Here is a 24,510-nt window from a genome sequence, read left to right on the forward strand (position 1 = left end):
GCCCACGCGGAGCGTGGGCGACGGACGACAACGCGGCGAGGCGCGGTGCCAGGGCTCGCGAGCCCGGCATGATCCAAACGAGAGGCCCTAGCGCCGCACCACCCGCCCCGGGGACCGTCCCCGACCGCGCGGACCCGCCACGAGGGCCGTCGCACCGGATACGTACAGACACACGTACGTACGGCGCGGCGGCCCTCGCCCCGTCCACAGAGGCGTACGGCAGGATGGGCGGCATGCCGAGCGCAGAAGAGAGAACCGTGCACCAGGACCGGTCCGACGTACCGCCCACGCGGCGGGACGAGGTGGCGGCCGCCGGCAGCGAACTGATCGGCGGTCCGGCCGGACGCCGGGCCTGGTTCGGCAGCGGCCGGCTCGCCCCCGTGCAGGCCGTCGCACTGGTGGCCATCGGCATGTTCGCGCTGGGCATGGTCCAGAAAATGCCCTGCTACAACTGGGCGTGGTTCCGGGGCGCCAGCTCGCAGTACACCCACGCCTGCTACTCGGACATCCCGCATCTCTTCCTCGGACGCGGCTTCGCGGACAACCTGGTCCCCTACTTCGACCGGCTCAGCGGAGACATGCAGTACCTGGAGTACCCCGTACTGACGGGCCTCTTCATGGAAGTCGCCTCCTGGCTCACCCCGGGCGGATCCATCCAGTACCGCGAGCAGATGTACTGGATGGTCAACGCGGGCATGCTGATGATCTGCGCCGTGGTCATCGCCGTCTGTGTCACCCGCACCCATCGGCGCCGTCCTTGGGACGGCCTGCTGGTCGCCCTCGCGCCCGCCTTCGCGCTGACCGCCACCATCAACTGGGACCTGCTGGCCGTGGCGCTCACCGCCGCCGCGATGCTGATGTGGTCGCGCGGCCGCGCCCTGGCCTTCGGCATCCTGATCGGTCTCGCGACCGCCGCGAAGCTCTACCCCGTACTCCTGCTCGGCCCGCTGCTCGTGCTGTGCTGGCGGGCCGGGAAGTTCCGCGAGTACGCGACGGCCCTGCTCGCCACCGCCGGCTCCTGGCTCGCGGTGAATCTGCCGGTCATGGTGCTCGCGCCCGAAGGATGGAAGAAGTTCTACACGTTCAGCCAGGAGCGGCAGGTCGACTTCGGCTCCTTCTGGCTGATCATCACCCAGCGCACGGGCAAGTCCATCGATGTCGAGAGCGTCAACACCTACGCGATGGTGCTGATGGTCCTGGCCTGCGCCGGCATCCTCGCCCTCACCCTCACGGCGCCCCGCCGGCCGCGCTTCGCCCAGCTGGCCTTCCTGGTCGTCGCCGCCTTCATCCTCACCAACAAGGTCTACTCGCCGCAGTACGTCCTGTGGCTGATCCCGCTGGCCGTCCTCGCCCGGCCGCGCTGGCGGGACTTCCTCATCTGGCAGGCGTGCGAGGTCATGTACTTCCTCGGCATCTGGATGTACCTCGCCTACACGACCAGCGGCGACGCCCACAAGGGACTGCCCACCGAGGGCTATCAGCTCGCCATCGCCCTGCACCTCGTCGGCACGCTCTACCTGTGCGCCCTGGTCGTACGGGACATCCTGGTGCCCGAACGGGACGGCGTACGGGCGGACGGCTCGGACGATCCGTCCGGCGGCGTTCTCGACCGTGCCGCGGACAGATTCGTCCTCGGCCGGAACGTCCGCCCGGTCCGGCAGGAGGCACAGCTGGTGGAAGGCGAGCGCGTCGAGTGGGGGGTTCCGCCGCGGGGCGCCGCCTGAGCCACCCGGGGCACGGGTCCGAGGCGTCGGGGGCGCGGTGCTGGGCGTGAGGCGTCGGGGCGCCGCCGTCTGCCGCCAGAAGAGGGCTCGGCGGGCTCGTACGGCCGTACGAGCCCGCCCAGGTCTCGGAGCGCCATCGGCTTGTCCGTCGGTCTTCCGGGAGCCGCTCAGGGCTCCCGGGGCGTTGAGCGGCTCAGGGCAGGGCCTCGGGTCCCGGTCCCGCCCTGAGCCCAGGCCCTCGCGCCCAGGCATTCAACGCCCAGGCCCTCGCGCCCAGATCTTCGAGCCCAGCCGGATCAGCGGTCGACGATGCGGTCGAACTGCGTCGTCGTGTGGCGCAGATGGGCCACCAGCTCGTCGCCGACCCTGGGTTCCTGCGCGTCCGACGGCACGAAGAGGATCGACACCTGCATGTGCGGCGGCTCGGCGAACCACCGCTGCTTGCCGTCCCACACGAACGGCGAGAGATTCCGGTTGACCGTCGCCAGACCCGCCCGCGCGACCCCCTTGGCACGGGGCATCACACCGTGCAGCGCCTTCGGAGCCTCCAGCCCCACCCCGTGCGACGTACCGCCGGCGACGACCACCAGCCAGCCGTCCGAAGCGGCCTTCTGCTGCCGGTAGCCGAACCTGTCGCCCTTGGCGACCCTGGTCACGTCCAGCACCGAACCCCGGTACTCGGTCGCGTCATGGTCCCCGAGCCACAGCCGCGTCCCGATACGGGCGCGGAAACGCGTCTGCGGGAACTGCTGCTGCAACCGCGCCAGCTCCGAGGAGCCCAGATGGCTGACGAACATGGTGTGCAGCGGCAGCCGCGCCGCCCGCAGCCGGTCCATCCAGGCGATGACCTCCTCGACCGCGTCGGAGCCGTCCGTACGGTCGAGCGGAAGGTGCAGGGCGAAACCCTCCAGGCGCACATCCTCTATGGCCGCGTGGAGCTGGCCCAGCTCCTCCTCCTTCACCCCGTGCCGCTTCATCGAACTCATGCACTCGATGACCACGCGGGCGCCGACCAGGGCGAACACACCGTCGACGGACGAGACCGACCGCACGACGCGGTCCGGCAGCGGCACCGGCTCCTCGCCGCGCCGGAAAGGCGTGAGAACGAGCAGATCGCCGCTGAACCAGTCCTTTATGCGGGCGGCCTCGTAAATGGTCCCGACGGCGAGCGTGTCGGAGCCGAAGCGATTGGTCTCGTCGGCGAGCCGTTCATGGCTGAAGCCGTAACCATTGCCCTTGCAGACGGGGACGAGCCCAGGAAACTGCTCGATGACCGACTTCTGGTGCGCCCGCCAGCGCGCGGTGTCGACGTAGAGGGAGAGCGCCATGCCGGTCCGGAACCTTTCTCTCGGCTGCGGTGAAGAGGAATACGGATGATGTTCGGAAACCTGGACGGCCGTAAGGAGTGAATCCGCGGTCAGTCGCGTGGCGATCACCGATCAGCGGCGCGACATATACATGTCCAGCGCCTTGTGGAGCAGCTTGTTGAGCGGGAAGTCCCATTCGCCGATGTATTCGACGGCTTCCCCGCCGGTGCCCACCTTGAACTGGATCAGACCGAAAAGATGATCCGTCTCGTCCAGCGAATCGGAGATGCCGCGCAGGTCGTAGACCGTCGCCCCCATCGCGTACGCGTCACGGAGCATCCGCCACTGCATCGCGTTGGACGGGCGCACCTCGCGCTTGTGATTGGCGGAGGCGCCGTACGAGTACCAGACGTGGCCACCGACGATCAGCATCGTCGCCGCCGCCACGTTCTCGCCCTCGTGACGGGCGAAGTAGAGGCGCATGCGGTTGGGGTCCTCGGTGTTCAGGACGGACCACATGCGCTGGAAGTACGAGAGGGGCCGCGGCCGGAAGTGGTCCCGCTCGGCCGTGATCTCGTACAGCCGCTGCCACTCGGCCAGGTCCTCGTAACTGCCCTGGACGACATCGACGCCGGCCTTCTCGGCCTTCTTGATATTGCGTCGCCACAGCTGATTGAAGCCCTTGAGGACATCGTCCAGCGAGCGGTTGGCCAGAGGCACCTGGAAAACGTAGCGAGGCTGGACGTCACCGAATCCGGCGCCGCCGTCCTCGCCCTGCTGCCAGCCCATCTTGCGCAGCCGGTCGGACACCTCGAAGGCGCGCGGCTCGATGTGCGAGGCCTCGACGTCGCGCAGCCGCTTGACGTCCGGATCCTGAATTCCGGACTTGATCGCCGCGGCGTTCCAGCGCCGGATGACGACCGGGGGGCCCATCTTCACGGAAAAGGCGCCCTGGTGCTTGAGATGGGCCAGCATCGGCTGGAGCCACTCATCGAGATTGGGGGCGTACCAGTTCAGCACCGGGCCCTCGGGCAGATACGCCAGATAGCGCTTGATCTTCGGCAGCTGACGGTAGAGGACCAGTCCGGCACCGACGAGCTGGTCGTTCTTGTCGAACCAGCCCAGGTTCTCGGAGCGCCACTCCGTCTTGACGTCAGCCCATGCCGGGACCTGGCAGTGACTAGCCGAGGGCAGGCTCTGGATGTACGCCAGATGCTGCTCACGGCTGATGGTCCTCAGGGTCAGGCTCATGCGGGGCGCTCCTCGGCAGGTGTGTCCCCATGGATACAGGGGCTCCGGCTCTCGCGCCGAAGCCTACTGCGCCGATGGAGCGCCCCGTCTGGCTGTGGGCCCGAGCGCTCCGGCCCACAGCCGGAGGGGGCGCTGCGGCTCGTGCTGCGGTACTCCGGCGCGAGTACTAGCCGATGATGCCCCCGAACAGCCCGCCGTGTGCCATCCCGAGGAAGAAGCCGACGGCCGAGGCACCCAACCCGATGATCGTCAGGAACCGTTCGCGGGTCGTCACCGAGATGAACTGGCTGTACGCGCCGGTCAGAATGCCCACCAGCCCCGCCCATGAGCTGAGCAGATGCAGATCGTGGAAGAACGCCGAGACGAACGCGAGAACGCCCAGCGTCAGCGTGACCGCCACCAGGGTGTCCTGAAGCGGATGAGGCTTTCCGTCGGTGGCGAAGAGAGAGGTCGCGGAGTTCGGTCGCATTGCCTGTGCCATGTGGCACCTCCTGAGCCCTGTGGCCCTGCCGGAGGCGGCGCTTCGTAGCGCCGCACACACCCGATGTGTACAGATTGCGGCCAAGGGCGACCGGATTTCAACCGGAAGCCGTTGTGCGGGTAGTCTGTACGGTCTGCACCGGTGTCTGCCCTGCCCTGAAGCAATCCCCTCGTACGTCTCGTACGTCGAGCCGGATTGTCAGTGGTGGCCGATACCGTTGCGTACGCATCACGACCCTCCTGCCACGGAACGACCGTGGCCGCTGAGTCCAAAGGAGGTGGGTTCCACATGCGTCACTACGAAGTGATGGTCATCCTCGACCCCGATCTCGAGGAGCGAGCTGTCTCCCCGCTGATCGAGAACTTCCTCTCCGTCGTCCGCGAGGGCAACGGAAAGGTCGAGAAGGTCGACACCTGGGGCCGTCGTCGTCTCTCTTACGAGATCAAGAAGAAGCCCGAGGGCATCTACTCGGTCATCGACCTCCAGGCCGAGCCTGCGGTCGTCAAGGAGCTCGACCGACAGATGAACCTGAACGAGTCGGTCCTCCGGACCAAGGTCCTCCGCCCCGAGACCCACTGAGCTTCTAGCTCAGCGGTCATCGGGTTCGAGTAGCAGCAAGCAGCCAGAAGCAATCCCCGCCGAGAGGTTCACCCATGGCAGGCGAGACCGTGATCACGGTCGTCGGCAATCTCGTCGACGACCCCGAGCTGCGCTTCACCCCGTCCGGTGCGGCGGTCGCGAAGTTCCGTGTCGCGTCCACTCCCCGCATCTTCGACAGGCAGACCAATGAGTGGAAGGACGGTGAGGGCCTCTTCCTCACCTGCTCGGTCTGGCGTCAGGCGGCGGAGAACGTCGCGGAGTCGCTCCAGCGAGGCATGCGCGTTGTCGTGCAGGGCCGGCTGAAGCAGCGGTCCTACGAGGACCGTGAGGGCGTCAAGCGCACGGTCTACGAGCTGGACGTCGAGGAAGTCGGCCCCAGTCTCAAGAACGCCACGGCGAAGGTCACCAAGACCACCGGTCGTGGGGGCCAGGGCGGCTACGGCGGCGGCCAGCAGCAGGGCGGCGGCAACTGGGGCGGCGGCTCCGGTGGCGGCGGCCAGCAGGGCGGCGGCGGTGCTCCCGCCGACGACCCGTGGGCCGCCGGCGCGCCGGCGGCCGGCGGCGGCCAGCAGCAGTCGCAGGGCGGCGGCAATGGAGGCGGCTGGGGCGGAAGCTCCGGCGGCGGCTACTCGGACGAGCCTCCCTTCTAAAGGGCGGGCTCGCACCCCACTTCTTGATCACACAGGAGAAACACCATGGCGAAGCCGCCTGTGCGCAAGCCTAAGAAGAAGGTCTGCGCGTTCTGCAAGGACAAGACCCAGTACGTGGACTACAAGGACACGAACATGCTGCGGAAGTTCATTTCCGACCGCGGCAAGATCCGTGCCCGCCGCGTCACCGGCAACTGCACGCAGCATCAGCGTGACGTCGCCACGGCCGTCAAGAACAGCCGTGAGATGGCGCTGCTGCCCTACACGTCCACCGCGCGATAAGGGAAGGGTGACCGAATAATGAAGATCATCCTCACCCACGAGGTCTCTGGCCTCGGTGCCGCCGGCGACGTCGTGGACGTCAAGGACGGCTACGCTCGCAACTACCTGGTTCCGCGTGGTTTCGCGATCCGCTGGACCAAGGGTGGCGAGAAGGACGTGGCGCAGATCCGCCGCGCCCGCAAGATCCACGAGATCGCGACCATCGAGCAGGCCAACGAGATCAAGGCCCGCCTCGAAGGCGTGAAGGTGCAGCTGGCCGTTCGCTCCGGCGACGCCGGCCGTCTCTTCGGCTCCGTCACCCCGGCCGACCTCGCTTCGGCGATCAAGTCCGCCGGTGGTCCGGAGGTCGACAAGCGCCGTATCGAGCTGGGCTCGCCGATCAAGACCCTGGGCTCGCACCAGGTGTCGGTGCGTCTGCACCCCGAGGTCGCCGCGAAGCTCGGCATCGAGGTCGTCGCCGCCTAAGGCGTCGTACTCGACTCGGTAGAGCATGGAGAGGGCCCGTACCCCTGGGGTACGGGCCCTCTCTGTAGGCCGATCTGTATGTCGATGTCACGTGGCATGCCCCAGGGGAACCACGGCGGGGGAATGCCTGTTTCACGTGAAACAGGCGGAGCCGGGTGTTTCACGTGAAACACCCCCACGCCGCGCCTCCGGATCAGCGGGTGGCCCCGGTGACCAGCCAGCGGCCGGAGCGGGTGCGCAGCCAGAGAGTCAGCATGCGGATCGCCATCATCAGCCCCATCGCCCACCAGAGCGCTGTCAGCCCACCGCCCAACCGAGGCACGAGCAGCGCGACCGGCGCGAACACGGCCAAGGTCACCACCATGGCCCGTGCCAGGTACGGGCCGTCCCCCGCGCCCATCAGTACGCCGTCGAGCACGAAGACGATTCCCGCGATCGGCTGGGTGACCGCCACGACCAGCAGAGCGGGCAGCAGCGTGTCCCGCACCGCCTGGTCGCCCGTGAACAGCGGAATGAACAGCGGCCGCGCCACCACGATCAGCGCGCCGAGCAATATCCCGGAAGCGATGCCCCACTGCACCATGCGTCGGCAGATCTCCCGGGCGCCCTTGGTGTCACCGGCTCCGAGGTAGCGACCGATGATGGCCTGTCCCGCGATGGCGATGGCGTCCAGCGCGAAGGCCATCAGGCTCCACAACGACAGAATGATCTGGTGGGCGGCGATGTCCGCGTCCCCCATCCGGGCGGCGACCGCGGTGGCGATCATCAGGACCGCCCGGAGCGAGAGGGTGCGGACGAGCAGCGGTACGCCTGCCTGGGCGCTCGCCCGTATCCCCGCCGCGTCCGGGCGCAGCGCCGCGCCGTGCAGGCGTGCTCCCCGTACGACCACGACGAGGTAGACGGCTGCCATCGCCCACTGGGCGATCACCGTGCCCCAGGCGGAGCCCGCGATACCGAACCCCGCGCCGTAGACGAGGGCGACGTTGAGCACCGCGTTGGCGCCGAACCCGCCGATGGCGACGTACAGCGGGGTACGGGTGTCCTGGAGCCCGCGCAGTACCCCGGTGGCGGCGAGTACGACCAGCATGGCGGGGATGCCGAGGCTGGAGATCCGCAGATAGGTGATCGCGTACGGTGCGGCGGTGTCGGAGGCGCCGAACAGGCCGATCAGCCATGGAGCGGCGGGAAGGGTGACCGCGATGACTCCGGTGCCGAGCAGCATCGCCAGCCAGATGCCGTCCATGCCCTGGCGGATGGCTGCCTTCAGGTCGCCCGCGCCGACCCGGCGGGCGACGGCCGCGGTGGTCGCGTAGGCGAGGAAGACGAAGATGCTCACCGCGGTGGTCAGCAGGGCCGCGGCGATTCCCAGCCCGGCGAGTTGCGGGGTGCCGAGATGGCCGACAATCGCGCTGTCGGCCATGACGAACAGGGGCTCGGCGACGAGGGCGCCGAAGGCGGGAACGGCGAGTGAGATGATCTCGCGGTCGTGCCGTCGCCGGCCCGTCCTGGATGGCGCGGGAGCCTGTGTCATGCACTCAATCTAATCTTCCACAGGTAAGAGGCGCAATCCATCTCTGATCCTTACTCGACGGGGTTGTGGAGGTCGTGCGGAGGACCGTTTGTTCTGATCTTGGTCCAGTCGGGAAAGTTTTTCTCCCCCACAGCCAGTGGATGAAAAAAGACCAGCTCAGAGGGGTTGTGGTGGCGGCGGTATGACTTTGTCCACAGTGCTGTCCCCCGGTCCGTGCACAGGTTCGGCCGAGTTCTCCACAGCATCTCGCGCTTCGTCCACATGGCCTGTGGATAACAAGATTGGCTGACGTCGCTCGCGGGCCTACCGTGGACCGGCGTCCGACGCGCCGGAACCGGAGTCAGACCTCTCGTTTTGTCAGTGTCGTGCCGTAGAAAGAGTGGCACGGCGAGGTCCGCTGAGCGGACGTGAGGAGGTGGCCGGTGAGCATTCCCGAGCCATTGGACGACCCCTGGACCGATGCCGGTCCCAGTGACCGTCTGCCTGTCTCCCGGCAGCGCCGTGGGGAGGGCCGGGGCCGAGGGGAGCAGCACGACCGGGGCGGCGACAGCGGCCCCTGGGACGGCGGATCGGCCGGCTTCGAGAGGGTTCCGCCGCAGGACCTCGACGCCGAGCAGTCCGTCCTCGGCGGCATGCTGCTGTCCAAGGACGCGATCGCCGACGTCGTGGAGATCATCAAGGGCCACGACTTCTACCGTCCCGCGCACGAGACCGTCTTCCAGGCGATCCTCGACCTGTACGCCAAGGGGGAGCCGGCCGACCCGATCACGGTCGCCGCCGAGCTGACCAAGCGCGGCGAGATCACCCGTGTCGGCGGAGCCTCGTACCTCCACACCCTCGTCCAGTCGGTCCCCACGGCGGCCAACGCCTCCTACTACGCGGAGATTGTCCACGAGCGGGCGGTGCTGCGACGCCTCGTCGAGGCCGGCACCAAGATCACGCAGATGGGATACGCCGCCGACGGGGACGTCGACGAGATCGTCAACTCCGCCCAGGCCGAGATCTACGCCGTCACCGAGCAGCGGACCAGCGAGGACTATCTGCCGCTCGGCGACATCATGGAAGGCGCGCTCGACGAGATCGAGGCCATCGGCTCGCGCAACGGCGAGATGACCGGGGTGCCGACCGGGTTCACCGACTTCGACTCCCTCACCAACGGTCTCCACCCCGGTCAGATGATCGTGATCGCGGCCCGCCCCGCGATGGGAAAGTCGACCCTCGCTCTCGACTTCGCCCGCGCCGCCTCCATCAAGAACAACCTGCCCAGCGTGATCTTCTCGCTGGAAATGGGGCGCAACGAGATCGCGATGCGCCTTCTCTCCGCCGAGGCGCGGGTGGCGCTGCACCACATGCGGTCCGGCACGATGACGGACGAGGACTGGACGAGGCTGGCCCGCCGCATGCCCGACGTCTCCCAGGCGCCGCTCTACATCGACGACTCGCCGAACCTCTCGATGATGGAGATCCGCGCGAAGTGCCGTCGCCTCAAGCAGCGGAACGACATCAAGCTCGTGGTCATCGACTACCTTCAGCTGATGCAGTCCGGCGGCTCGAAGCGCGCCGAGAACCGTCAGCAGGAGGTCTCGGACATGTCGCGAAACCTCAAGCTCCTCGCCAAGGAGCTGGAACTGCCCGTCATCGCCCTGTCCCAGCTGAACCGTGGCCCGGAGCAGCGTACGGACAAGAAGCCGATGGTCTCCGACCTCCGGGAATCGGGCTCCATCGAGCAGGACGCCGACATGGTGATCCTGCTCCACCGCGAGGACGCCTACGAAAAGGAGTCCCCCCGCGCCGGCGAGGCCGACCTCATCGTGGCCAAGCACCGTAACGGCCCCACCGCGACGATCACGGTGGCCTTCCAGGGCCACTACTCCCGCTTCGTGGACATGGCGCAGACCTGAGCGGTCGCTCCTTCGGACCCGGTCGGCGTCGGTAGGCCGGTCGGGGCGGTGAGGCGACGGCGATTGCCTTCGGCCGACTCGTCGGGGACTCCTCGCACACCGTCTTGTCCGTACCGGCGGCGCGTACGCCTCGTTCGCGAGTCGGCATGGCATCGCGCGGTACATGAACTGCACTGCACGGTGTAGTGTCCTCGTTATGCGTGCGACAGCGTCTGCGATGCGGGCCGAGACCGCGACGCCGGTGACCGATCGCCGGCTCGACCTCGGCGGCCTCGTACTGGCCCTCGGAGGGTTCATGACGTTCCGAAACGTTCCGGGGGATCTTCGGCCTCGGCGCCGTCCCGCTCGTCCTCGCCTTCCTCGTTCCGTCGGGGCGGCGTGCCGAGCGCGCGAAGTCCGCAGAATCGGCGGAGGCCGCCGCCACGGCGCGGTGGGGCACGGTCGCCTTCCCCGTCGCCGGTCAGACCCGTCGGCTCACCACGAGTGGAGACCTCGATGCCCCAAGCGCCCGCCGTCATCGGCAACCTCGTCGAATCGGCTCTGGGCCGCCCGGCGCGCGTACTCGACGTTCGTCGGCCCGCCCCCGGCTTCATCGAATGGGAGCTGCACGCCGCCGCGCCGCCCGGCGGCTGGCGGCCCGGCCACGAGGTCCAGTTCCGCGTCGCCCCCACCCTGGGGCGCCGCTACACGGTACGTACCGTGGGCGGCCCTGACCTGGAGCGCATCGGCATCCTCGCCGCCACCGACGCGTCGGGTCCCGGCACGGAGTGGATCCGCCGTCTGCGTGCCGGTGACCGGATGACGCTGCTGGCCGGCCGGCACCGGCCACTGCGCGAGACCGGAACCCGCCGCCTCTACCTCGGCGACGGCTGTGCCCTCGGCACGATCGACGCCTACGTCCAGGACGGCGCGGGCCATGTCGTGGCCGTGGAGGTGCCGGCGGACTCCGTCGCCGCGCTCGCCGCCCGTCGGCCCCGTTACCACTTCCTGCCCGCTACGGGCGCGCCGGGCGACGCGCTGCGGTCCTGGCTCGAACGTGCCGTCGGCGACGACGTGTTCGCGGAGCTGGACGGCGCTGTGCTGCTGGGCCACGCCCAGTCCCTCCAGCAGCAGCGCCGCGCGCTCGTCGACAGCCGGAACCTGCCGCGGCGCGCCATCACCACGAGGCCGTACTGGGCCACCGGCAAGGAGGGGCTGTAGCGCGAGCCGACACGGGACGAGCGCCACCGCGCACCCGAACGCCCCCCCTCGAACCCCGTCTCCGACATCCGGCTGTCCCACGTGTCGACGTGGCGCGGCCAGGAAGGACCGACCATGACCGAGACACACCGTCCTCGCCGCACCCGCTCCGCCCTCGTCTCCGGCGCCGGTATCGCCGGCCCCGCGATCGCCTACTGGCTGAACCGCTACGGCTTCGACGTCACCGTCGTCGAGAAGACGGGCACCGTGCGCGGTGGCGGCTACCCGATCGACATCCGCGGCACCGGCCTGGAGGTGGTACGGCGCATGAACCTCCTGCCCCAGCTGCGGAAGGTCCACGTCGCCACCCGGCGCGTCACCTTCGTGGACCACGACGGCGGCACCATCGCCGCACTGCGGGCCGAGAGCCTGGCCATCGGCGCCGACGGTGACCTGGAAGTACAGCGCGGCGACCTGACCGAGGCGCTCCACGATGCCGTCCGTGACTCCGTCGACTTCGTGTTCGGCGACTCCATCACCGTCCTCGACGACCGCCCCGACGGCGTCGAGGTGACTTTCGGCGGCGGAACCCACCGCACCTTCGACGTCGTCATCGGGGCCGACGGGATCCACTCCCACACCCGTCGGCTGGTCCTCGGCTCCGAGGAGCGCTTCCATCACTACCTCGGCGCCTGCTTCGCGGGCTTCACCCTCCCCAATCACCTGCGGCTTTCACACGAGGGAGTGCTGTGGAACACCCCGGGCCGGCGTGCCGCTCTCTATGCCGCGGGCTCCGGCAGGCGCGTGTTCGGGATGTTCTCCTTCAGGCGCTCGGACCCGCCCTTCGACGCCTTCCGCACCCCTGACGCGCAGCGTGAACTAATCGCCGCGTCCTTCCCGGACGACCGCTGGGAGATTCCGCGGATGGTTGCCGAGATGCGCGCCGCCGAGGACCTGTTCTTCGACATCACCAGCCAGATACGGATGTCGAGCTGGTCCCAGGGCCGGGTCGCGCTGGTCGGCGACGCCGCCTACGCGCCGTCCCTCCTGACCGGGCAGGGGACCAGCCTCGCGCTGGTCGGTGCCTACGTGCTGGCCGGCGAGCTGGCCGCGCATGCCGACCACGCGCAGGCGTTCGACGCCTACGAGAGGGTGCTGAGGCCGTTCGTGACGCTCAATCAGGAATTGGCCAACGAGGGCGACACGGACCTCTTCCCCGCCAGTGAGCATGCTCTCCAGCAGCGCAACGCGGCCCTGCGCGCCCTCGCCGCCCTCCCCGCCGACCCGCCACGCGCCGCGTACAGCGCCCTCGCCCTCCCCGACTACGACTGACCACCGGACGGAGACACCGGGGGCCGGACGCCAGGGCCTCTCACTCCCGCAGGTTCAGCTGCCAGGAGACGCCGAACCGGTCGTTCACCCAGCCGAACTTGGCGCTGAAGCCGTACGAGCCCAGCGGCATGAGTTCTGTGCCTCCTTCGGCGAGGGCGCCGTAGCGGCGGTCGAGTTCGTCCTCGGTGTCGCACTCGACGAACAGCGACACTGCCGGAGTGAACCCGAACTCATGCTTGACGTAGCTGTCGATGCACATGAACCGCTGCCCGGCCAGTGCGAACGTGGCACGCTCGACCGTCCCCTTCTCGCCGGGGCCGTCGGCGCCGTAGCGGGTGATGTCCACGACCTCGGCGTCCTCGAACAGGGACATGTAGAAGTCCAGGGCCTCCTCCGCTCTGCCCTCGAACATGAGGAAAGTGGTGATCTTCTGCGGCATCGAGCCCATGACACTGCCCTCCAGGTAAAGGTGTCGGTCCTTCGAGAACGAGGCTAGGCCAGACCTCTGACACCGGCCCGGCGGACACCGTCGGCCCGTGACACCGGCCCGGCGGACACCTTCGGCCCGCGCGGCGCTCACCGCGTGTGACCGGCGGCCTTCGTCGCGCGTCGTGCGAAGACGTCGTCGCGTCGATCCGCCATCTGCTGGAGGGCATTCTTACGGTCGCGCCGGGAGAGCCGGTCGAGATACGTGTGGCCGAGGAGGTGGTCGGTCTCGTGCTGGAGGCACCGGGCGAAATACCCGGTGCCCTCGATGACGAGCGGGGTGCCGTTCTTGTCGACCCCGTGGACCACGGCGTGATCGGTGCGGGGAACCGGCATGGTGGCACCGGGTACGGAGAGACAGCCCTCGTCGTCGTCAATGAGCCGGCGACTTGACGGAGCAGGCGGTTCCAGGACCGGGTTGACGATGTGGCCGACATGACGGATCCCGTCGTCGTCCGGGCAGTCGTACACGAACAGCCGCAGGTCGACGCCGACCTGGTTGGCGGCCAGTCCCGCCCCGTCAGCCATATGCATCGTCAGGAACATGTCGTCGATCAGAGCCGACAGTCGAGGATTTCCGAACTCGGTCACCTCCTGGCACGGACGGCTCAGGATCTCCTCGCCCACCACCGTGATCCGACGCACCGTTCCCCTGTCCGCCTCAGGAGGCGGCGCGGGGCAGAAATCGACCGGGCGGCCCTGTAACCGGGCTCGCCGGTCGGCGGGACGGGACGGCTCGTGCGGAACAGACATGATCGTCTCCTTCTCTCGCTCGTGCGCGAGGCGGATGCCGTCTGGGCCGGTGGCTTGATCGCGCAAGCAGGGCCCCTTGCCAAGCGCTTTGCAAAGTACCAGACTTTGCAAAGTGACTGAGGATGAAGTGGCTGAGGATGAAGTGACCGCGGACGACTGGATCACCCCGCGGCGCCGGGCACGCGGCACCCGCGAGGAACTGCCCGCGCACGAGGTCCGCACGGCTCTGCTAGATCTACTCTCGGAAGTGGGGACCGTCACGGCTACGGAGGCCGCTTCTCGACTGGGCTACAGCTCCGGTCTCTGCTCATTTCACCTACGGCAACTCGCGCGCCACGGGCACGTCGAAGAGGCCCCCCACAGCGGTGGCCGCGCCCGGCCATGGCGGCTGCGACAGGACGTCACCGCCGCTGACCGGTCCTCCGAGGAGCCGTTCGGTGACGTGGCCCGCGGTCTGGAGGACGAGAGCTGGCAGCGATGGCTCGCTCAGTGGGACCGGGCTCCGGCCGCATGGCGTCAGGACGAAGCCTTCAGCGCCGTGGCCTACCTGACGCCCGAAGAGATGAGCAGGGTCGCCGGTGTGATCCGACGTGCGCTGGCGCCCTATCAGGATCGCGAGCAGCGCCCCTTGGCCCGGCCGGACGGTGCTCTGCCGGTGGCCCTCATTGTGCGGCTGTTTCCCCTGCTTCCTCAGACGGAGAGCGGCCCGGATCCTCAGGAGGGATGAGGAGTCGGCGGCCGGAAGGTTCTCGGGGCGCTTGGCGATATGCAGTCGACTCGGGGGGATCACTGCGTTAGATGTGGGTCATGACGTCATCTTGGGAAGAGCTGTTGCCCGGTACTCGGCGGGCACTGACACACCGCATCGCCCGCGCTCAGGTCGAGGGGCGTGTGCCGTCGTTGGTCGGGGCGGTGGCGCGGGAGGGGCGGATGGTGTGGTCGGGGGCGCACGGTGGTGTGGACGGGCGTGCTCCGGATGCCGGGACGCAGTACCGCGTGGGATCGATCACCAAGACGTTCACCGCGGTGCTGGTATTGCGGCTGCGTGATGAGGGACTGCTCGATCTCAATGATCCCCTGGAGAAGCATCTTCCGGGCACGGGCGTCGGTGAGGTCACCGTCGCTCAGCTTCTCGGTCACGGCGCGGGGCTGAGCGCCGAGTCCCCGGCGCCCTGGTGGGAGCGGACCCCCGGTGTGCTGCGGCCGGGGCTGGCGGATGTTCTGGGGGACCGGCCGGTGCTGCATCCCGCGGGGCGGCGCCACCACTACTCCAATACGGGCTATACCTTGCTCGGTTCGCTGGTGGAGGCCGTCCGGGGAGCGTCGTGGGAGGAGACGTTGCGGCACGAGGTTCTCGGACCGCTGGGCATGGACCGCACAGGCGCTGAGCCGGTCGCTCCGCACGCGCGCGGGTGGGCCGTGCATCCGTGGGCCGATGTGGTACTGCCCGAGCCGGCGGAGGATCTCGGGTTGATGGCTCCGGCCGGTCAGCTCTGGTCGACGGCTGAGGATCTCTGTCGCTTCGCGATGTTCCTCATCGAAGGGGACAGCCAGGTCCTGAGCCCCGCCTCCGTGGAGGAGCTGCGCACCCCGTCCGTACCCGCCGGGGCCGGGGAGTGGGATGGCGGCTACGGGCTCGGAGTGCAGCTGGCCCATCGGGGTGGGCGGACCCTGCTGGGGCACACGGGATCGCTGCCGGGCTTCGTGGCGGGTCTGTGGGCGAGCGCGGAGGACGGGGTGGCCGCGGTGGCGCTGGCCAATGCGACGTCCGGGCCGCAGATCTCCGCCGTGGCCGCGGATCTCCTCGGCATTGTGGCCGACGCGGAGCCTCGGATGCCCGAACCGTGGACGCCGCTGCCCGAGGTCGACCAGGAGCTGCTGGCCCTGACCGGTCCGTGGTACTGGGGTACGAGCGCCTTTGGGGTGAAGCTGGTGGCCGACCGGGGGATGGAGCTGTACCCGCTGCGCGGTGGCGGTCGCGGCTCCCGCTTTGTCGCGCGGCCCGATGGGACCTGGGCGGGCCTCGACGGCTACTACGCGGGGGAGACCTTGCGCGTGGTGCGCCGGTCGGACGGATCGGTCAGCCACCTCGACCTCGGCTCGTTCGTCTTCACCCGGGAGCCGTACGGGCCGGGAGACGCCATTCCGGGCGGCGTGGACGAAGGCGGCTGGCGAGGCGTCGGAGAGTGAGGCAACACCGACGTTTCACGTGAAACCTGGCAGCGGCCTCGGCCGTCGGTGGCACACGAGCGGGGTTGGGTGCCGACGACGAAGCCGTCAGCAGGACGCGGTTTCAGATACTCAGCTTGAAACCGACGTGGGACGCGGTGAATCCCAGCCGCTCGTAGAAGCGGTGGGCGTCGGTCCGGGAGGTGTCGGAGGTCAGTTGGACCAGTTGGCACCCCTGGCGCCGCGATTCGTCGACCGCCCATTCGATGAACCGGGTTCCGAGGCCGCTGCCGCGCTCATCGGAATGGATCCGGACTCCTTCGATGATGGAGCGGGTCGCGCCGCGCCGGGACAGACCGGGCACGATGGTGAGCTGGAGCGTGCCGACCACCCGGTCGTCGCGGGCGGCGACCATGAGGTGCTGGTTGGGGTCGTTGGCCATGCGCCGGTGGGCCTCGGCGTACGGGGCGAGGTCGTCGGGGGACTCCCGTTGGGCGCCGAGGGGGTCGTCCGCCAGCATGGCCACGATGGCGGGGATGTCGTCGCGGGTGGCGGGCCGTATCGTCAGATCGCTCATGATGTGCAGGCTACGTCGCGCCGTGAGCGCGGGGCGCCCGTCCCGCTTGCCGTCGGCGCCGGGGGCCTGCTGGCCCTGGTGGCGCCGGACCGGTCGGGAGATCAGCCCGTTGCCATGCTCAGCGGCGCGAAGCGCCGCTTCCAGTCGCCCGGCAGGTCCGGGAGCCCACGGACCATGATGGTGGTCGGCGCGCCCGATGTGAGGCCGTGCGCTCTGCCCCAGCCCACCAGCTCCTGGTGGCGGGAGTCGATGTCCAGACGCAGCGGTCTGTCCGATCCGGCCAGTGAGGCTACCAGTGCCATGGCGGTCTCCGTATCCTGCGCGATCAGCGGACCGACGACATCTGCTTCCGGGGTGGGCCAGAGTCCCGCGTACCCCGTAAGGGCAGCGCCCTCACCGGACACTCTGAGCCGGTCCGCGAAGGCGGGGAGCCGCGCGAGCATGGCGGTACGGTCCACTCCGGACACCTCGGTGTCCAGACGGATGATGGCCGGGAGGTCGGCGGCGGTCGCGGCGCGGGTGGCGACGTGCGGCATGGGGGCGGGGGTGCGGAGAAGTCCGCTCAGCCTCTCCATCTCGCCGATGCCGGTGAAGCCGAGCTGCCGGTAGAGGGGTTGTCCGTACGGTGTCGCGTAGAGCATCAGAGGCGTCTCGCCCGCCTCCTCCAGTACGTGACTCATCAGCCGCCGGGCGAGGCCCTGCCGCGCGTGCCGTCGCGCGACGAGCACCATGCCGACGGCCGTCAGCCGGGAGCCGTAGGGGGTGGCGACGCAGACGGCCGCCAGTCGGCCGCCTTCGGGATCGTCGGGGTCGTCGATGCCGTAGCCCGTGCCCGCTGCCAGGAGCAGACTCCATTTGTGCTCCTCGCGTGTCCAGCCGCGGTCTTCGGCCAGGTCCGCGCAGGGCATGAGGTCGCCCATGGTCAGGGCTCGGATGGGCGGTACGGAGAGCGGTGTCGACATGGTCGTCAGGCTGTCGGAGCGGGAGCCTGTTCGTCCACCGCATTACGGGTGGGCGGACGAGACGGTTCGCGGTCGATCGGGGAGTTGATATCCGGTCATGTCGCGTCGGCCATGGAGCGGGATGTTTCACGTGAAACACGGCACCCGATGCCCGGTCGCTGGACGCGGGACGACGGCGGCAGGCGCAGGGACTAACCTCGGTGCACATGGCGAGCGTGCGCAGGCTTCATCTCTTCGACCTCGATGGAACGCTCATCCGAGGGTCGGCTGCCGCTGTGGAAATTTCCCGCCAGTTGGGGCTGAGTGCCGAAATCGCCCAGTTGGAGGCCGAGTTCCTGTCACAGGGACTGGCACCGGGTGAATTCGCGGTCAGGGCTCGACAGTTGTGGGCGGAACTCACTGCGGCGCAGGTGGCGGCGGCCTTCGAGGGGGCTCCCTGGCTGGCCGGCATCCGCGAGGTATGGGCGGACATTCGGGAACGCGGGGATTACTGTGCTGTTATCTCCCTCTCGCCCGATTTCTTTGTTTCGCGACTGCTGGGCTGGGGTGTGCACGCCGCGCACGGTTCGCGCTGGCCCGAACTGCCCTTTGTCGAGCCGGTCGACCGGGCGGGCATTCTCACCCCGGCCGCCAAGGTGAAGATCGCGAACCAGCTGTGCGCAGAGTTCGGGGTGGGCATGGACGACTGTGTTGCCTATGGTGATTCGATGTCGGATGCGGACATCTTCGCCGTGGTACCCAGGTCGGTGGCGGTGAACGCGGATCACCATCTGTCGGGGCTCGCTACGCACACGTACTCGGGGGGCGATCTGCGTGAGGCCTATGAACTGGCCCGCCCCCAGCAGTAATACCCTGGCCCCCGCAGTGCCGTGGAAACGCGGTCGGAATCCGGCGGATGAACACGGAGCAATGCAGCCTAACGGTAAATCCGGCACCGATGGCCGGACTTCGCGCTTTTTGTCCCCCGCGCCGGTGGGGCCTGGCATGCTGCGACGGCAGGCGCTGCGGTCAATGTCGCATCGTGTTACCCCGCGCCCGAATGCGGGCTACGGCGGGGGTTGACATGACCTGACGGCAGTCCTAGTCAGAGCGGGGGGAATTACCAGCGTATTCCGGTCCAGCGGGAGCGCGCAGACCGACTGAAAGATGTTCGAGGCGAGGCACACGATGGACGCTCCGACCACCACGTCGGCCGACAACGGCACTTCCGGAGACGGTGGGACCTCGGGAAGCGGCTGGTTCGCTCCCCGCAAGGCCCCAAGCGGCAGCGGCGGCCGACCGGATGCCGGGACGGAAGGCGGCGCTGAGGCGGCGGGCCGGGAACGAATACCCGTTCCGAGCCGCTCGCTTGCCTCCATACGCCCGGTGGGTACCGGCGGGACCCGTTCCGCGCCGCCCCCGCGTGAAGGCGCCGAGGGGCCGGCAGGCCGCACGGACGGCGATGCCGTGCCCGTACCGGCGGCCGACGTTCCCGACGCTTTCCAACCACGGCACAAGGGGCGTCAGAGCGCCGAGGGGCCCGCTGCCCACCCTCAGGTGCCCGAAGGGCCTCCGGTGGCGGTGGACAGCGCCGAGCAGGCTCCGGCGCAGCCTCCGCGGACCCACGCTCCCGCTGCCGCCGCGCTGCCGGAGGAGCTGACGCCCGACACCGTGCGTCCGCACCCCGTGCAGCCGGAGTCTCCGCGGCAGGAATCGCAGCCGAAGCCCGCGCCGTCCGGCGCCATGCCCGAGGAGGCTGTCCGGGAAGCCGGGAGCGGCGGCGCCGGATCCTTGCCGCCGGAGGTGCCGGTATCGGCCGCGCTGCCGCCCGAGGTACGGGCGGAGCAGGAGCCGGCCGACCCGCCGCCCGCCGCGGTCGCCGATCCGAACGCCTCGCCCGACGCCGTGCTCGTACGCCGTACCCTCGCCGAGATCGGCCCGGTCTCCGACCAGGTGACGTCCTACTTCTACTCGCTGCTGTTCGTCCGCAACCCCGACCTGCGGGCTCTGTTCCCCGTGGCCATGGACGCCCAGCGCGACCGGCTGCTCAAGGCGCTGCTCACGGCCGCCGAGCACATGGACTCGCCGGCCATCCTGACGGACTACCTCCGCCATCTGGGCCGAGGGCACCGTAAGTACGGCACGCGCGCGACGCACTACCCGGCCGTCGGGGAAGCGCTGCTGGGCGCGCTGTCCCGGTACGCCGTCGGCACCTGGGACGACGCGACCGAGGGCGCCTGGGTCAGGACGTACACCACGATCTCGCAGATCATGATCGACGCGGCCGCCGAGAACGAGCAGCACGCGCCGGCCTGGTGGCAGGCCGAAGTGGTCTCGCACGAGCGTCGCACCGCGGACATCGCCGTCGTCACGGTCCGGCCCGACCAGCCCTATCCGTTCCGCGCCGGGCAGTACACCAGCATGGAGACACCGTGGTGGCCCCGGGTCTGGCGGCACTACTCCTTCGCCTCCGCGCCCCGCCCCGACGGCCTGCTGTCCTTCCACATCAAGGCGGTACCGGCGGGCTGGGTCTCCAACGCGCTGGTCCACCGCGCCGGGCCCGGCGACGTGCTGCGGCTGGGGCCGCCCGTCGGTTCCATGACCGTCGACCACAGCACCGACAACGGTCTGCTCTGCCTCGGCGGAGGCACCGGTATCGCGCCGATCAAGGCGCTCATCGAGGATGTCGCCGAGCATGGGCACCGGCGCAGGGTCGAGGTCTTCTACGGCGCGCGCCACGATCAGGACCTGTACGACATCGAGACGATGCTGCGTCTCCAGAGCGAGCACCCGTGGCTGGCGGTGCGCCCCGTGGTCGCCGAGGGGCCGAGCCAGGGTCTGACGGGTCGGCTCCCGGAGGCGGTGCGCGACTACGGTCCCTGGCACGAGTACGACGGGTATCTGTCGGGGCCTCCCGGGCTGATCCGCAGCGGGCTCGACGCGCTCAGAGGGGTCGGGATCCCGTCGGAGCGGATCCGGCACGACTCCCTGGAGGAACTGCTGGCAGCGGCCAACTAGGTCTGGTCCGGGCGGCCTTCGCCGGGGCCGGAACGCCCGGCACGGCAGCTGCCCGCGTACCCGTACTCGTTCCGGTGCTCCGTACCCGTACCCGTACCCGTACGAGCGGGGATTCGGAGTGACTGTCAGCCCAGGTCGGGGGCGTGCATGGCGCGCACGCCCTCGATGTTGCCGTCCAGGTAGTGCCGCAGTGACAGCGGTACGAGATGGACCGCGGCGATTCCGACCCGGCTGAACGGGATCCTGACGATCTCGTACTCCCCGCTCGGCTCCTCGATCTCGGGGCCGTGCCGCAGGGACGGGTCCATGGACGCGAGCCGGCAGACGAAGAAGTGCTGCACCTTCACTCCGGTCACACCGCTGCCGGCGATGTGCTCGACGGTGTCCACGAAGCAGGGCACCACGTCGACGATCTTCGCGCCCAGCTCCTCGTCCACCTCGCGGTGGAGCGCCTCGACGACGGTGGTGTCGCTCTTCTCCACCCCGCCACCGGGAGTGACCCAGTAGGGATCCACGCCGGGTTTGGTGCGTTTGATGAGGATCAGGTCAGCGCCGTCCAGCAGGATGGCGCGTGCGGTGCGCTTGACCACGGGCCGTTCGGTCATGGGAGAAGGTTCGCCCGCTCCACCGGGTCTGAAACTCCTCCGGCCCCGCCGTCACCAGTCGACGGCCGCGCGCAGCAGCCACTCGTGCGCCCGTGCGATCGGCGGGAGGGCCAGCGTGCCCGTGCGCACGACCAGGAAATAGGTGCGCAGCGGAGGCACCGGCGGGTCGAGGAGAGCGACCACCTCTCCGCGCTCCAGGGCCGCTTCGCAGAGGTAGCGGGGCAGTACGGCGAGCCCGGCGCCGGCGGCCGCGCATTCGAGTACCGCGCGCAGGTCGGGAACGATGACCGTGCCCGCGGCGGCGGGCCGGGAGTCGAAGACGGCGGCCCAGTAGCGGGAGACGAGGGGGAGGGACTCGTGTACTTCCACCACGGGCAGCTGTTCCAGCACCACCTGTCCCTCGCGCAGCACGGTGTGGCCGAGCCGGGCCGCCCAGCGGGGCGCGGCGATCAGTACGTGTTCCTCGTCGCAGAGCGGAGTCGCGGTGAGCAGTCCGCCCCGGGGACGGGCGGTGGCGATGGCCAGATCATGGTGTCCGGCGGCCAGACTTTCGAGGATTTCCCCGGCGTTGCCGAAGAACGAGGTGCGCAGCGCAAGGCCCTGGGTGGTGAGGGGAGTGAGCGCGGGCAGCACGCGCAGGGAGGTGAATTCGGGTGGTCCGGCCAGGTGGAGGGTGCGTACGCGGGATTCCTCCTCGATTCCGGTCTCGGCGATCTCGACCAGCGCGTCGAGGTGGGGTGCGGCGCGGTGGGCGAGTTCGTCGCCGATCGTGGTGGGGGTCACGCCCCGGGCCTGGCGCAGGAAGAGCGGGCGGCCCAGTTGCCGCTCCAGGGTGCGGATCTGGCCGGTCACGGCGGGCTGGGAGAGGCCGAGCAGCGCGGCGGCGCGGGTGAAGGACCCCGCGCGGTGCACGGTGACGAAGGTGCGCAGCAGAGCCAGGTCCATGTCCTGCTCTCCCGTCCTGAACCTCGCCCCCGCAGCAACTTCGGACCGTCAACTATAAATAAGTCGATAGCTCCCTGTCGCTACTGTGATTGGACACTGACGCAGAGTCAACTAGCCTTGGACAGGTGGTTCTCCGCGCGTGGAACCCGGGACGGTCCGAGCCATGAGGGGGGAGGCTCGGACCGTCTGTCTTCCCGGGCGCCGTCCCGGGCGCCGGGTCAGCGGGCCGCCGCGTCCAGGGCGCGCAGTACGTCCGCGATCAGGTCCTCGGGGTCTTCCGCGCCGACGGAGAAGCGGACGAAGCCTTCCGGTACGGCGTCGCCGCCCCACCGTCCGCGCCGCTCGGCCGTGGACCGTACGCCGCCGAAGCTCGTCGCGTCGTCCACCAGCCGCAGACCGTCCAGAAAGCGTTCGGCCCGGTCCCGGTCGGGCAGGACGAACGAGACGACGGAGCCGAAGCGCCGCATCTGCCGCGAGGCGATCGGATGCGAGGGGTCGTCGGCCAGTCCTGGGTGGCGCAGCCCGGTCACCTCGTCGCGTCCTTCCAGCGCCTTCGCCAGCTCCAGGGCGGTGGCGCACTGCCGGTCGACGCGCAGCTGGAGGGTGGCCAGCGAGCGGTGCGCGAGCCATGCCTCCATCGGTCCCGGGATGGCTCCGACGACCTTGCGCCAGCGTCGTACGTCCGCCGCGAGCCCCGGATCGCCGGTGGTCACATGGCCGAGGAGGATGTCTCCGTGGCCGGTCATGCCCTTGGTGTCGCTGGCCACGGAGAAGTCGGCGCCCAGTTCGAGCGGGCGCTGGCCGAGGGGGGTGGCGAGGGTGTTGTCGACGGCGACCAGGGCGCCGGCCGCGTGTGCCTCGCGCACCAGGCGCCGTACGTCGCAGACGTCGAGCCCGGGGTTGGAGGGGGTCTCGATCCACAGCAGCCGGGCCCCGGCCAGCACGTCCAGCTGGGCGTCGCCGCCGGTCGGGGCGGTCCGTACCTCGACGCCGTACGCCTCAAGGCGTTCCCGCAGCAGCGGGAGGGCCTGGTAGCCGTCGTCGGGCAGGACGACGGCTTCGCCGGCCTTGAGCTGTGAGAAGAGGACCGCGGAGATCGCGGCCATGCCGGAGGCGAAGGTGACCGTCTCGACGGACTCCCCCGGTGCCTCCAGCTCGCCGATGGCGCGCTCCAGGTGCGTCCAGGTCGGGTTCTCGTCCCTGCCGTAGGTGTAGGGCCCGGTGGGTTCACCGGGCAGGTGGAAGTGGGCGGCGAAGACCGGACCCGGGAGGGTCGGCTCGTACTTCACGGGGTCGGGCAGCCCGGCCCGGACCGCGCGGGTGCCGTCGCCGATGGCTCTGTCGTCGTTCATCGCGTCTCCTGTGTCGCGTTCCGTACGGCGGTCAGCAGCCCCTCGCTCGCCGCTTCCACCATCCGCAGGCACTCCTCGAAGCCCGCGCTGTCGCCGTAGTAGGGATCGGGCACGTCCAGCGCGCCGTCCGTTTCCGCCGCCGCGCCGTCCGAGGGGCGGCCGGGCGTCCGTACGGCGGGGTCGTACGAGCGCAGCAGCCGCACCTTCGCGGCGTCGGCGGGAGTGGGCGCCAGCCGCCTCAGCTCCCGCAGATGCCCCTCGTCGAGGGCTATGACCAGGTCGAGCAGCGGGAACCACGCGGCGCGGAACCTGCGGGCGGTGTGGTCGCCGGGGTAGCCGTGAGCGTCGAGTACGGCGACGGCGCGCGGGTCGGCCCCGTCGCCCTCGTGCCAGCCGTCGGTGCCCGCGCTGTCCACCGCCACGGCGCCGTCCAGCCCGGCTTCTGCCAGCCGCGCGCGGAAGACCGATTCGGCGATCGGGGAGCGGCAGATGTTGCCGGTGCAGACGAAACAGACCCGGTACGGGTCGGACGCGGGGCGGTCCGCGGCGGGCCGGTCCGCCGTGGCGTCGGCGGGCCGGTCAGTCATGGTCGGGGAGCATGATGCTGAGCGCCCACGAGACGACCGAGATGATCAGGCCGCCCAGCACCGCCGTCCAGAAGCCCTCGACGTGGAAACTCAGGCTCAGTTTGTCGGCGAGCCATGAGGTCAGCATCAGCATCAGGGCGTTGACCACGAGGGTGAACAGCCCGAGGGTGAGGACGAACAGGGGGAGCGTGAGGAGCTTCACCGCCGGCTTGACGATGGAGTTGATCACGCCGAAGAGCAGCGCGACGAGGACCAGCGTCAGGACCTTCGTTCCGGTGCTGCCGCCGGCGAGGGTGATGTTCTGGACGAGCCAGATCGCGACGGCCAGGGCCGCGGCGTTGGCGACCGTCTTGACTAGGAAATTCTTCATGGTC

General features: G+C 69.5%; 25 protein-coding genes. 12 read left to right on the plus strand and 13 right to left on the minus strand.

What is annotated here, in order from left to right; all coding sequences use genetic code 11:
* The first annotated feature begins 233 nt into the window (after nucleotides 1-233).
* Nucleotides 234-1,724, plus strand: a complete 1,491-nt coding sequence (locus DVH02_RS15695) for a glycosyltransferase family 87 protein (RefSeq protein WP_114624444.1) — start codon at nucleotides 234-236, stop codon at nucleotides 1,722-1,724.
* A 296-nt stretch (nucleotides 1,725-2,020) separates the two neighbouring features.
* Here DVH02_RS15695 and DVH02_RS15700 read toward each other — a convergent pair whose 3' ends face one another.
* The 3 genes from DVH02_RS15700 to DVH02_RS15710 all read right to left on the minus strand — a co-directional run bounded on the left by DVH02_RS15700 (nucleotide 2,021) and on the right by DVH02_RS15710 (nucleotide 4,763).
* Nucleotides 2,021-3,052 carry an alanine racemase gene (locus DVH02_RS15700; protein WP_114624445.1) on the minus strand — a complete coding sequence of 344 codons (1,032 nt, stop codon included), beginning with the start codon at nucleotides 3,050-3,052 and terminating at the stop codon, nucleotides 2,021-2,023.
* A 111-nt stretch (nucleotides 3,053-3,163) separates the two neighbouring features.
* Nucleotides 3,164-4,282: a lipid II:glycine glycyltransferase FemX gene (locus tag DVH02_RS15705; RefSeq protein ID WP_114624446.1), complete on the minus strand. Its 1,119-nt coding sequence runs from the start codon at nucleotides 4,280-4,282 to the stop codon at nucleotides 3,164-3,166.
* A 166-nt stretch (nucleotides 4,283-4,448) separates the two neighbouring features.
* On the minus strand, nucleotides 4,449-4,763 hold the full coding sequence (locus DVH02_RS15710) for a hypothetical protein (protein ID WP_114624447.1): 315 nt from the start codon (nucleotides 4,761-4,763) through the stop codon (nucleotides 4,449-4,451).
* 288 nt (nucleotides 4,764-5,051) lie between these two features.
* On the opposite strand from DVH02_RS15710, the gene rpsF reads away from it, so the two are divergent.
* The 4 genes from rpsF (at nucleotide 5,052) to rplI (ending at nucleotide 6,760) form a co-directional block, all read left to right on the plus strand.
* A complete protein-coding gene (gene rpsF, locus DVH02_RS15715; protein ID WP_006604399.1) occupies nucleotides 5,052-5,342 on the plus strand; it encodes a 30S ribosomal protein S6 in 291 nt (96 codons plus the stop codon).
* A 74-nt stretch (nucleotides 5,343-5,416) separates the two neighbouring features.
* Nucleotides 5,417-6,013, plus strand: a complete 597-nt coding sequence (locus DVH02_RS15720; protein ID WP_114624448.1) for a single-stranded DNA-binding protein — start codon at nucleotides 5,417-5,419, stop codon at nucleotides 6,011-6,013.
* Nucleotides 6,014-6,058: 45 nt separating this feature from the next.
* A complete protein-coding gene (gene rpsR, locus DVH02_RS15725) occupies nucleotides 6,059-6,295 on the plus strand; it encodes a 30S ribosomal protein S18 (protein WP_003967857.1) in 237 nt (78 codons plus the stop codon).
* An 18-nt stretch (nucleotides 6,296-6,313) separates the two neighbouring features.
* Nucleotides 6,314-6,760 (plus strand): 50S ribosomal protein L9, encoded by a 447-nt coding sequence (gene rplI / locus DVH02_RS15730; RefSeq protein ID WP_114624449.1) that lies wholly within the window; start codon nucleotides 6,314-6,316, stop codon nucleotides 6,758-6,760.
* A 193-nt stretch (nucleotides 6,761-6,953) separates the two neighbouring features.
* Here the strand turns inward: rplI and DVH02_RS15735 are convergent, their stop codons facing one another.
* Nucleotides 6,954-8,291 (minus strand): MATE family efflux transporter, encoded by a 1,338-nt coding sequence (locus tag DVH02_RS15735; RefSeq protein ID WP_114624450.1) that lies wholly within the window; start codon nucleotides 8,289-8,291, stop codon nucleotides 6,954-6,956.
* A 440-nt stretch (nucleotides 8,292-8,731) separates the two neighbouring features.
* On the opposite strand from DVH02_RS15735, the gene dnaB reads away from it, so the two are divergent.
* The 3 genes from dnaB (at nucleotide 8,732) to DVH02_RS15755 (ending at nucleotide 12,703) form a co-directional block, all read left to right on the plus strand.
* A complete protein-coding gene (dnaB, locus tag DVH02_RS15745; protein WP_199566295.1) occupies nucleotides 8,732-10,192 on the plus strand; it encodes a replicative DNA helicase in 1,461 nt (486 codons plus the stop codon).
* A gap of 495 nt (nucleotides 10,193-10,687) precedes the next feature.
* On the plus strand, nucleotides 10,688-11,392 hold the full coding sequence (locus tag DVH02_RS15750; protein WP_114624453.1) for an SIP domain-containing protein: 705 nt from the start codon (nucleotides 10,688-10,690) through the stop codon (nucleotides 11,390-11,392).
* A 114-nt stretch (nucleotides 11,393-11,506) separates the two neighbouring features.
* The gene (locus DVH02_RS15755; RefSeq protein WP_114624454.1) at nucleotides 11,507-12,703 is read left to right on the plus strand and encodes an FAD-dependent monooxygenase; all 1,197 of its coding nucleotides are present in this window, start codon (nucleotides 11,507-11,509) and stop codon (nucleotides 12,701-12,703) included.
* Between the two features lie 40 nt (nucleotides 12,704-12,743).
* Here the strand turns inward: DVH02_RS15755 and DVH02_RS15760 are convergent, their stop codons facing one another.
* Complete coding sequence (locus tag DVH02_RS15760) at nucleotides 12,744-13,142, minus strand: VOC family protein (protein ID WP_233518252.1); 399 nt, start codon at nucleotides 13,140-13,142, stop codon at nucleotides 12,744-12,746.
* A 137-nt stretch (nucleotides 13,143-13,279) separates the two neighbouring features.
* Complete coding sequence (gene def, locus DVH02_RS15765; RefSeq protein WP_114624456.1) at nucleotides 13,280-13,942, minus strand: peptide deformylase; 663 nt, start codon at nucleotides 13,940-13,942, stop codon at nucleotides 13,280-13,282.
* 142 nt (nucleotides 13,943-14,084) lie between these two features.
* Between def and DVH02_RS15770 the strand changes: the two genes are divergently transcribed.
* Together DVH02_RS15770 and DVH02_RS15775 are read left to right on the plus strand one after the other, a co-directional pair.
* Nucleotides 14,085-14,669: an ArsR/SmtB family transcription factor gene (locus DVH02_RS15770; RefSeq protein WP_114624471.1), complete on the plus strand. Its 585-nt coding sequence runs from the start codon at nucleotides 14,085-14,087 to the stop codon at nucleotides 14,667-14,669.
* A gap of 80 nt (nucleotides 14,670-14,749) precedes the next feature.
* The gene (locus DVH02_RS15775; RefSeq protein WP_114624472.1) at nucleotides 14,750-16,132 is read left to right on the plus strand and encodes a serine hydrolase domain-containing protein; all 1,383 of its coding nucleotides are present in this window, start codon (nucleotides 14,750-14,752) and stop codon (nucleotides 16,130-16,132) included.
* Nucleotides 16,133-16,235: 103 nt separating this feature from the next.
* Here the strand turns inward: DVH02_RS15775 and DVH02_RS15780 are convergent, their stop codons facing one another.
* On the minus strand, nucleotides 16,236-16,688 hold the full coding sequence (locus DVH02_RS15780) for a GNAT family N-acetyltransferase (protein ID WP_114624457.1): 453 nt from the start codon (nucleotides 16,686-16,688) through the stop codon (nucleotides 16,236-16,238).
* Between the two features lie 101 nt (nucleotides 16,689-16,789).
* Nucleotides 16,790-17,650: a GNAT family N-acetyltransferase gene (locus DVH02_RS15785; RefSeq protein ID WP_114624458.1), complete on the minus strand. Its 861-nt coding sequence runs from the start codon at nucleotides 17,648-17,650 to the stop codon at nucleotides 16,790-16,792.
* A gap of 206 nt (nucleotides 17,651-17,856) precedes the next feature.
* Here DVH02_RS15785 and DVH02_RS15790 point away from each other — a divergent pair, with 206 nt between their 5' ends.
* Nucleotides 17,857-18,498 carry an HAD family hydrolase gene (locus DVH02_RS15790; protein WP_114624473.1) on the plus strand — a complete coding sequence of 214 codons (642 nt, stop codon included), beginning with the start codon at nucleotides 17,857-17,859 and terminating at the stop codon, nucleotides 18,496-18,498.
* A 319-nt stretch (nucleotides 18,499-18,817) separates the two neighbouring features.
* Nucleotides 18,818-20,647, plus strand: a complete 1,830-nt coding sequence (locus tag DVH02_RS15795) for a globin domain-containing protein (protein ID WP_114624474.1) — start codon at nucleotides 18,818-18,820, stop codon at nucleotides 20,645-20,647.
* Nucleotides 20,648-20,772: 125 nt separating this feature from the next.
* Here DVH02_RS15795 and DVH02_RS15800 read toward each other — a convergent pair whose 3' ends face one another.
* The 5 genes from DVH02_RS15800 to DVH02_RS15820 form a co-directional block, all read right to left on the minus strand.
* On the minus strand, nucleotides 20,773-21,252 hold the full coding sequence (locus DVH02_RS15800; RefSeq protein ID WP_114624459.1) for an NUDIX domain-containing protein: 480 nt from the start codon (nucleotides 21,250-21,252) through the stop codon (nucleotides 20,773-20,775).
* A gap of 51 nt (nucleotides 21,253-21,303) precedes the next feature.
* The gene (locus DVH02_RS15805; RefSeq protein WP_114624460.1) at nucleotides 21,304-22,197 is read right to left on the minus strand and encodes a LysR family transcriptional regulator; all 894 of its coding nucleotides are present in this window, start codon (nucleotides 22,195-22,197) and stop codon (nucleotides 21,304-21,306) included.
* Nucleotides 22,198-22,415: 218 nt separating this feature from the next.
* The gene (locus DVH02_RS15810) at nucleotides 22,416-23,549 is read right to left on the minus strand and encodes a cystathionine gamma-lyase (RefSeq protein WP_114624461.1); all 1,134 of its coding nucleotides are present in this window, start codon (nucleotides 23,547-23,549) and stop codon (nucleotides 22,416-22,418) included.
* The gene (locus tag DVH02_RS15815) at nucleotides 23,546-24,136 is read right to left on the minus strand and encodes a low molecular weight protein-tyrosine-phosphatase (protein WP_114624462.1); all 591 of its coding nucleotides are present in this window, start codon (nucleotides 24,134-24,136) and stop codon (nucleotides 23,546-23,548) included. Before DVH02_RS15815 ends, DVH02_RS15810 begins: the two co-directional genes overlap by 4 nt.
* Complete coding sequence (locus DVH02_RS15820) at nucleotides 24,129-24,506, minus strand: phage holin family protein (RefSeq protein WP_114624463.1); 378 nt, start codon at nucleotides 24,504-24,506, stop codon at nucleotides 24,129-24,131. The genes DVH02_RS15815 and DVH02_RS15820 overlap by 8 nt, the downstream gene beginning before the upstream one ends.
* Nucleotides 24,507-24,510: the final 4 nt, after the last annotated feature.

The organism is Streptomyces corynorhini, from assembly GCF_003346515.1.
Lineage (GTDB): Bacteria > Actinomycetota > Actinomycetes > Streptomycetales > Streptomycetaceae > Streptomyces > Streptomyces corynorhini.

Excerpts from the sequence above, each read along its gene's own strand:
- DVH02_RS15695 (WP_114624444.1), top strand. The coding sequence starts at position 234 with ATGCCGAGCGCAGAAGAGAGAACCGTGCACCAGGACCGGTCCGACGTA.
- DVH02_RS15700 (WP_114624445.1), bottom strand. The coding sequence starts at position 3,052 with ATGGCGCTCTCCCTCTACGTCGACACCGCGCGCTGGCGGGCGCACCAG.
- DVH02_RS15705 (WP_114624446.1), bottom strand. The coding sequence starts at position 4,282 with ATGAGCCTGACCCTGAGGACCATCAGCCGTGAGCAGCATCTGGCGTAC.
- DVH02_RS15710 (WP_114624447.1), bottom strand. The coding sequence starts at position 4,763 with ATGGCACAGGCAATGCGACCGAACTCCGCGACCTCTCTCTTCGCCACC.
- rpsF (WP_006604399.1), top strand. The coding sequence starts at position 5,052 with ATGCGTCACTACGAAGTGATGGTCATCCTCGACCCCGATCTCGAGGAG.
- DVH02_RS15720 (WP_114624448.1), top strand. The coding sequence starts at position 5,417 with ATGGCAGGCGAGACCGTGATCACGGTCGTCGGCAATCTCGTCGACGAC.
- rpsR (WP_003967857.1), top strand. The coding sequence starts at position 6,059 with ATGGCGAAGCCGCCTGTGCGCAAGCCTAAGAAGAAGGTCTGCGCGTTC.
- rplI (WP_114624449.1), top strand. The coding sequence starts at position 6,314 with ATGAAGATCATCCTCACCCACGAGGTCTCTGGCCTCGGTGCCGCCGGC.
- DVH02_RS15735 (WP_114624450.1), bottom strand. The coding sequence starts at position 8,291 with ATGACACAGGCTCCCGCGCCATCCAGGACGGGCCGGCGACGGCACGAC.
- DVH02_RS15750 (WP_114624453.1), top strand. The coding sequence starts at position 10,688 with ATGCCCCAAGCGCCCGCCGTCATCGGCAACCTCGTCGAATCGGCTCTG.
- DVH02_RS15755 (WP_114624454.1), top strand. The coding sequence starts at position 11,507 with ATGACCGAGACACACCGTCCTCGCCGCACCCGCTCCGCCCTCGTCTCC.
- DVH02_RS15760 (WP_233518252.1), bottom strand. The coding sequence starts at position 13,142 with ATGCCGCAGAAGATCACCACTTTCCTCATGTTCGAGGGCAGAGCGGAG.
- def (WP_114624456.1), bottom strand. The coding sequence starts at position 13,942 with ATGTCTGTTCCGCACGAGCCGTCCCGTCCCGCCGACCGGCGAGCCCGG.
- DVH02_RS15775 (WP_114624472.1), top strand. The coding sequence starts at position 14,750 with ATGACGTCATCTTGGGAAGAGCTGTTGCCCGGTACTCGGCGGGCACTG.
- DVH02_RS15780 (WP_114624457.1), bottom strand. The coding sequence starts at position 16,688 with ATGAGCGATCTGACGATACGGCCCGCCACCCGCGACGACATCCCCGCC.
- DVH02_RS15785 (WP_114624458.1), bottom strand. The coding sequence starts at position 17,650 with ATGTCGACACCGCTCTCCGTACCGCCCATCCGAGCCCTGACCATGGGC.
- DVH02_RS15790 (WP_114624473.1), top strand. The coding sequence starts at position 17,857 with ATGGCGAGCGTGCGCAGGCTTCATCTCTTCGACCTCGATGGAACGCTC.
- DVH02_RS15795 (WP_114624474.1), top strand. The coding sequence starts at position 18,818 with ATGGACGCTCCGACCACCACGTCGGCCGACAACGGCACTTCCGGAGAC.
- DVH02_RS15800 (WP_114624459.1), bottom strand. The coding sequence starts at position 21,252 with ATGACCGAACGGCCCGTGGTCAAGCGCACCGCACGCGCCATCCTGCTG.
- DVH02_RS15805 (WP_114624460.1), bottom strand. The coding sequence starts at position 22,197 with ATGGACCTGGCTCTGCTGCGCACCTTCGTCACCGTGCACCGCGCGGGG.
- DVH02_RS15810 (WP_114624461.1), bottom strand. The coding sequence starts at position 23,549 with ATGAACGACGACAGAGCCATCGGCGACGGCACCCGCGCGGTCCGGGCC.
- DVH02_RS15815 (WP_114624462.1), bottom strand. The coding sequence starts at position 24,136 with ATGACTGACCGGCCCGCCGACGCCACGGCGGACCGGCCCGCCGCGGAC.
- DVH02_RS15820 (WP_114624463.1), bottom strand. The coding sequence starts at position 24,506 with ATGAAGAATTTCCTAGTCAAGACGGTCGCCAACGCCGCGGCCCTGGCC.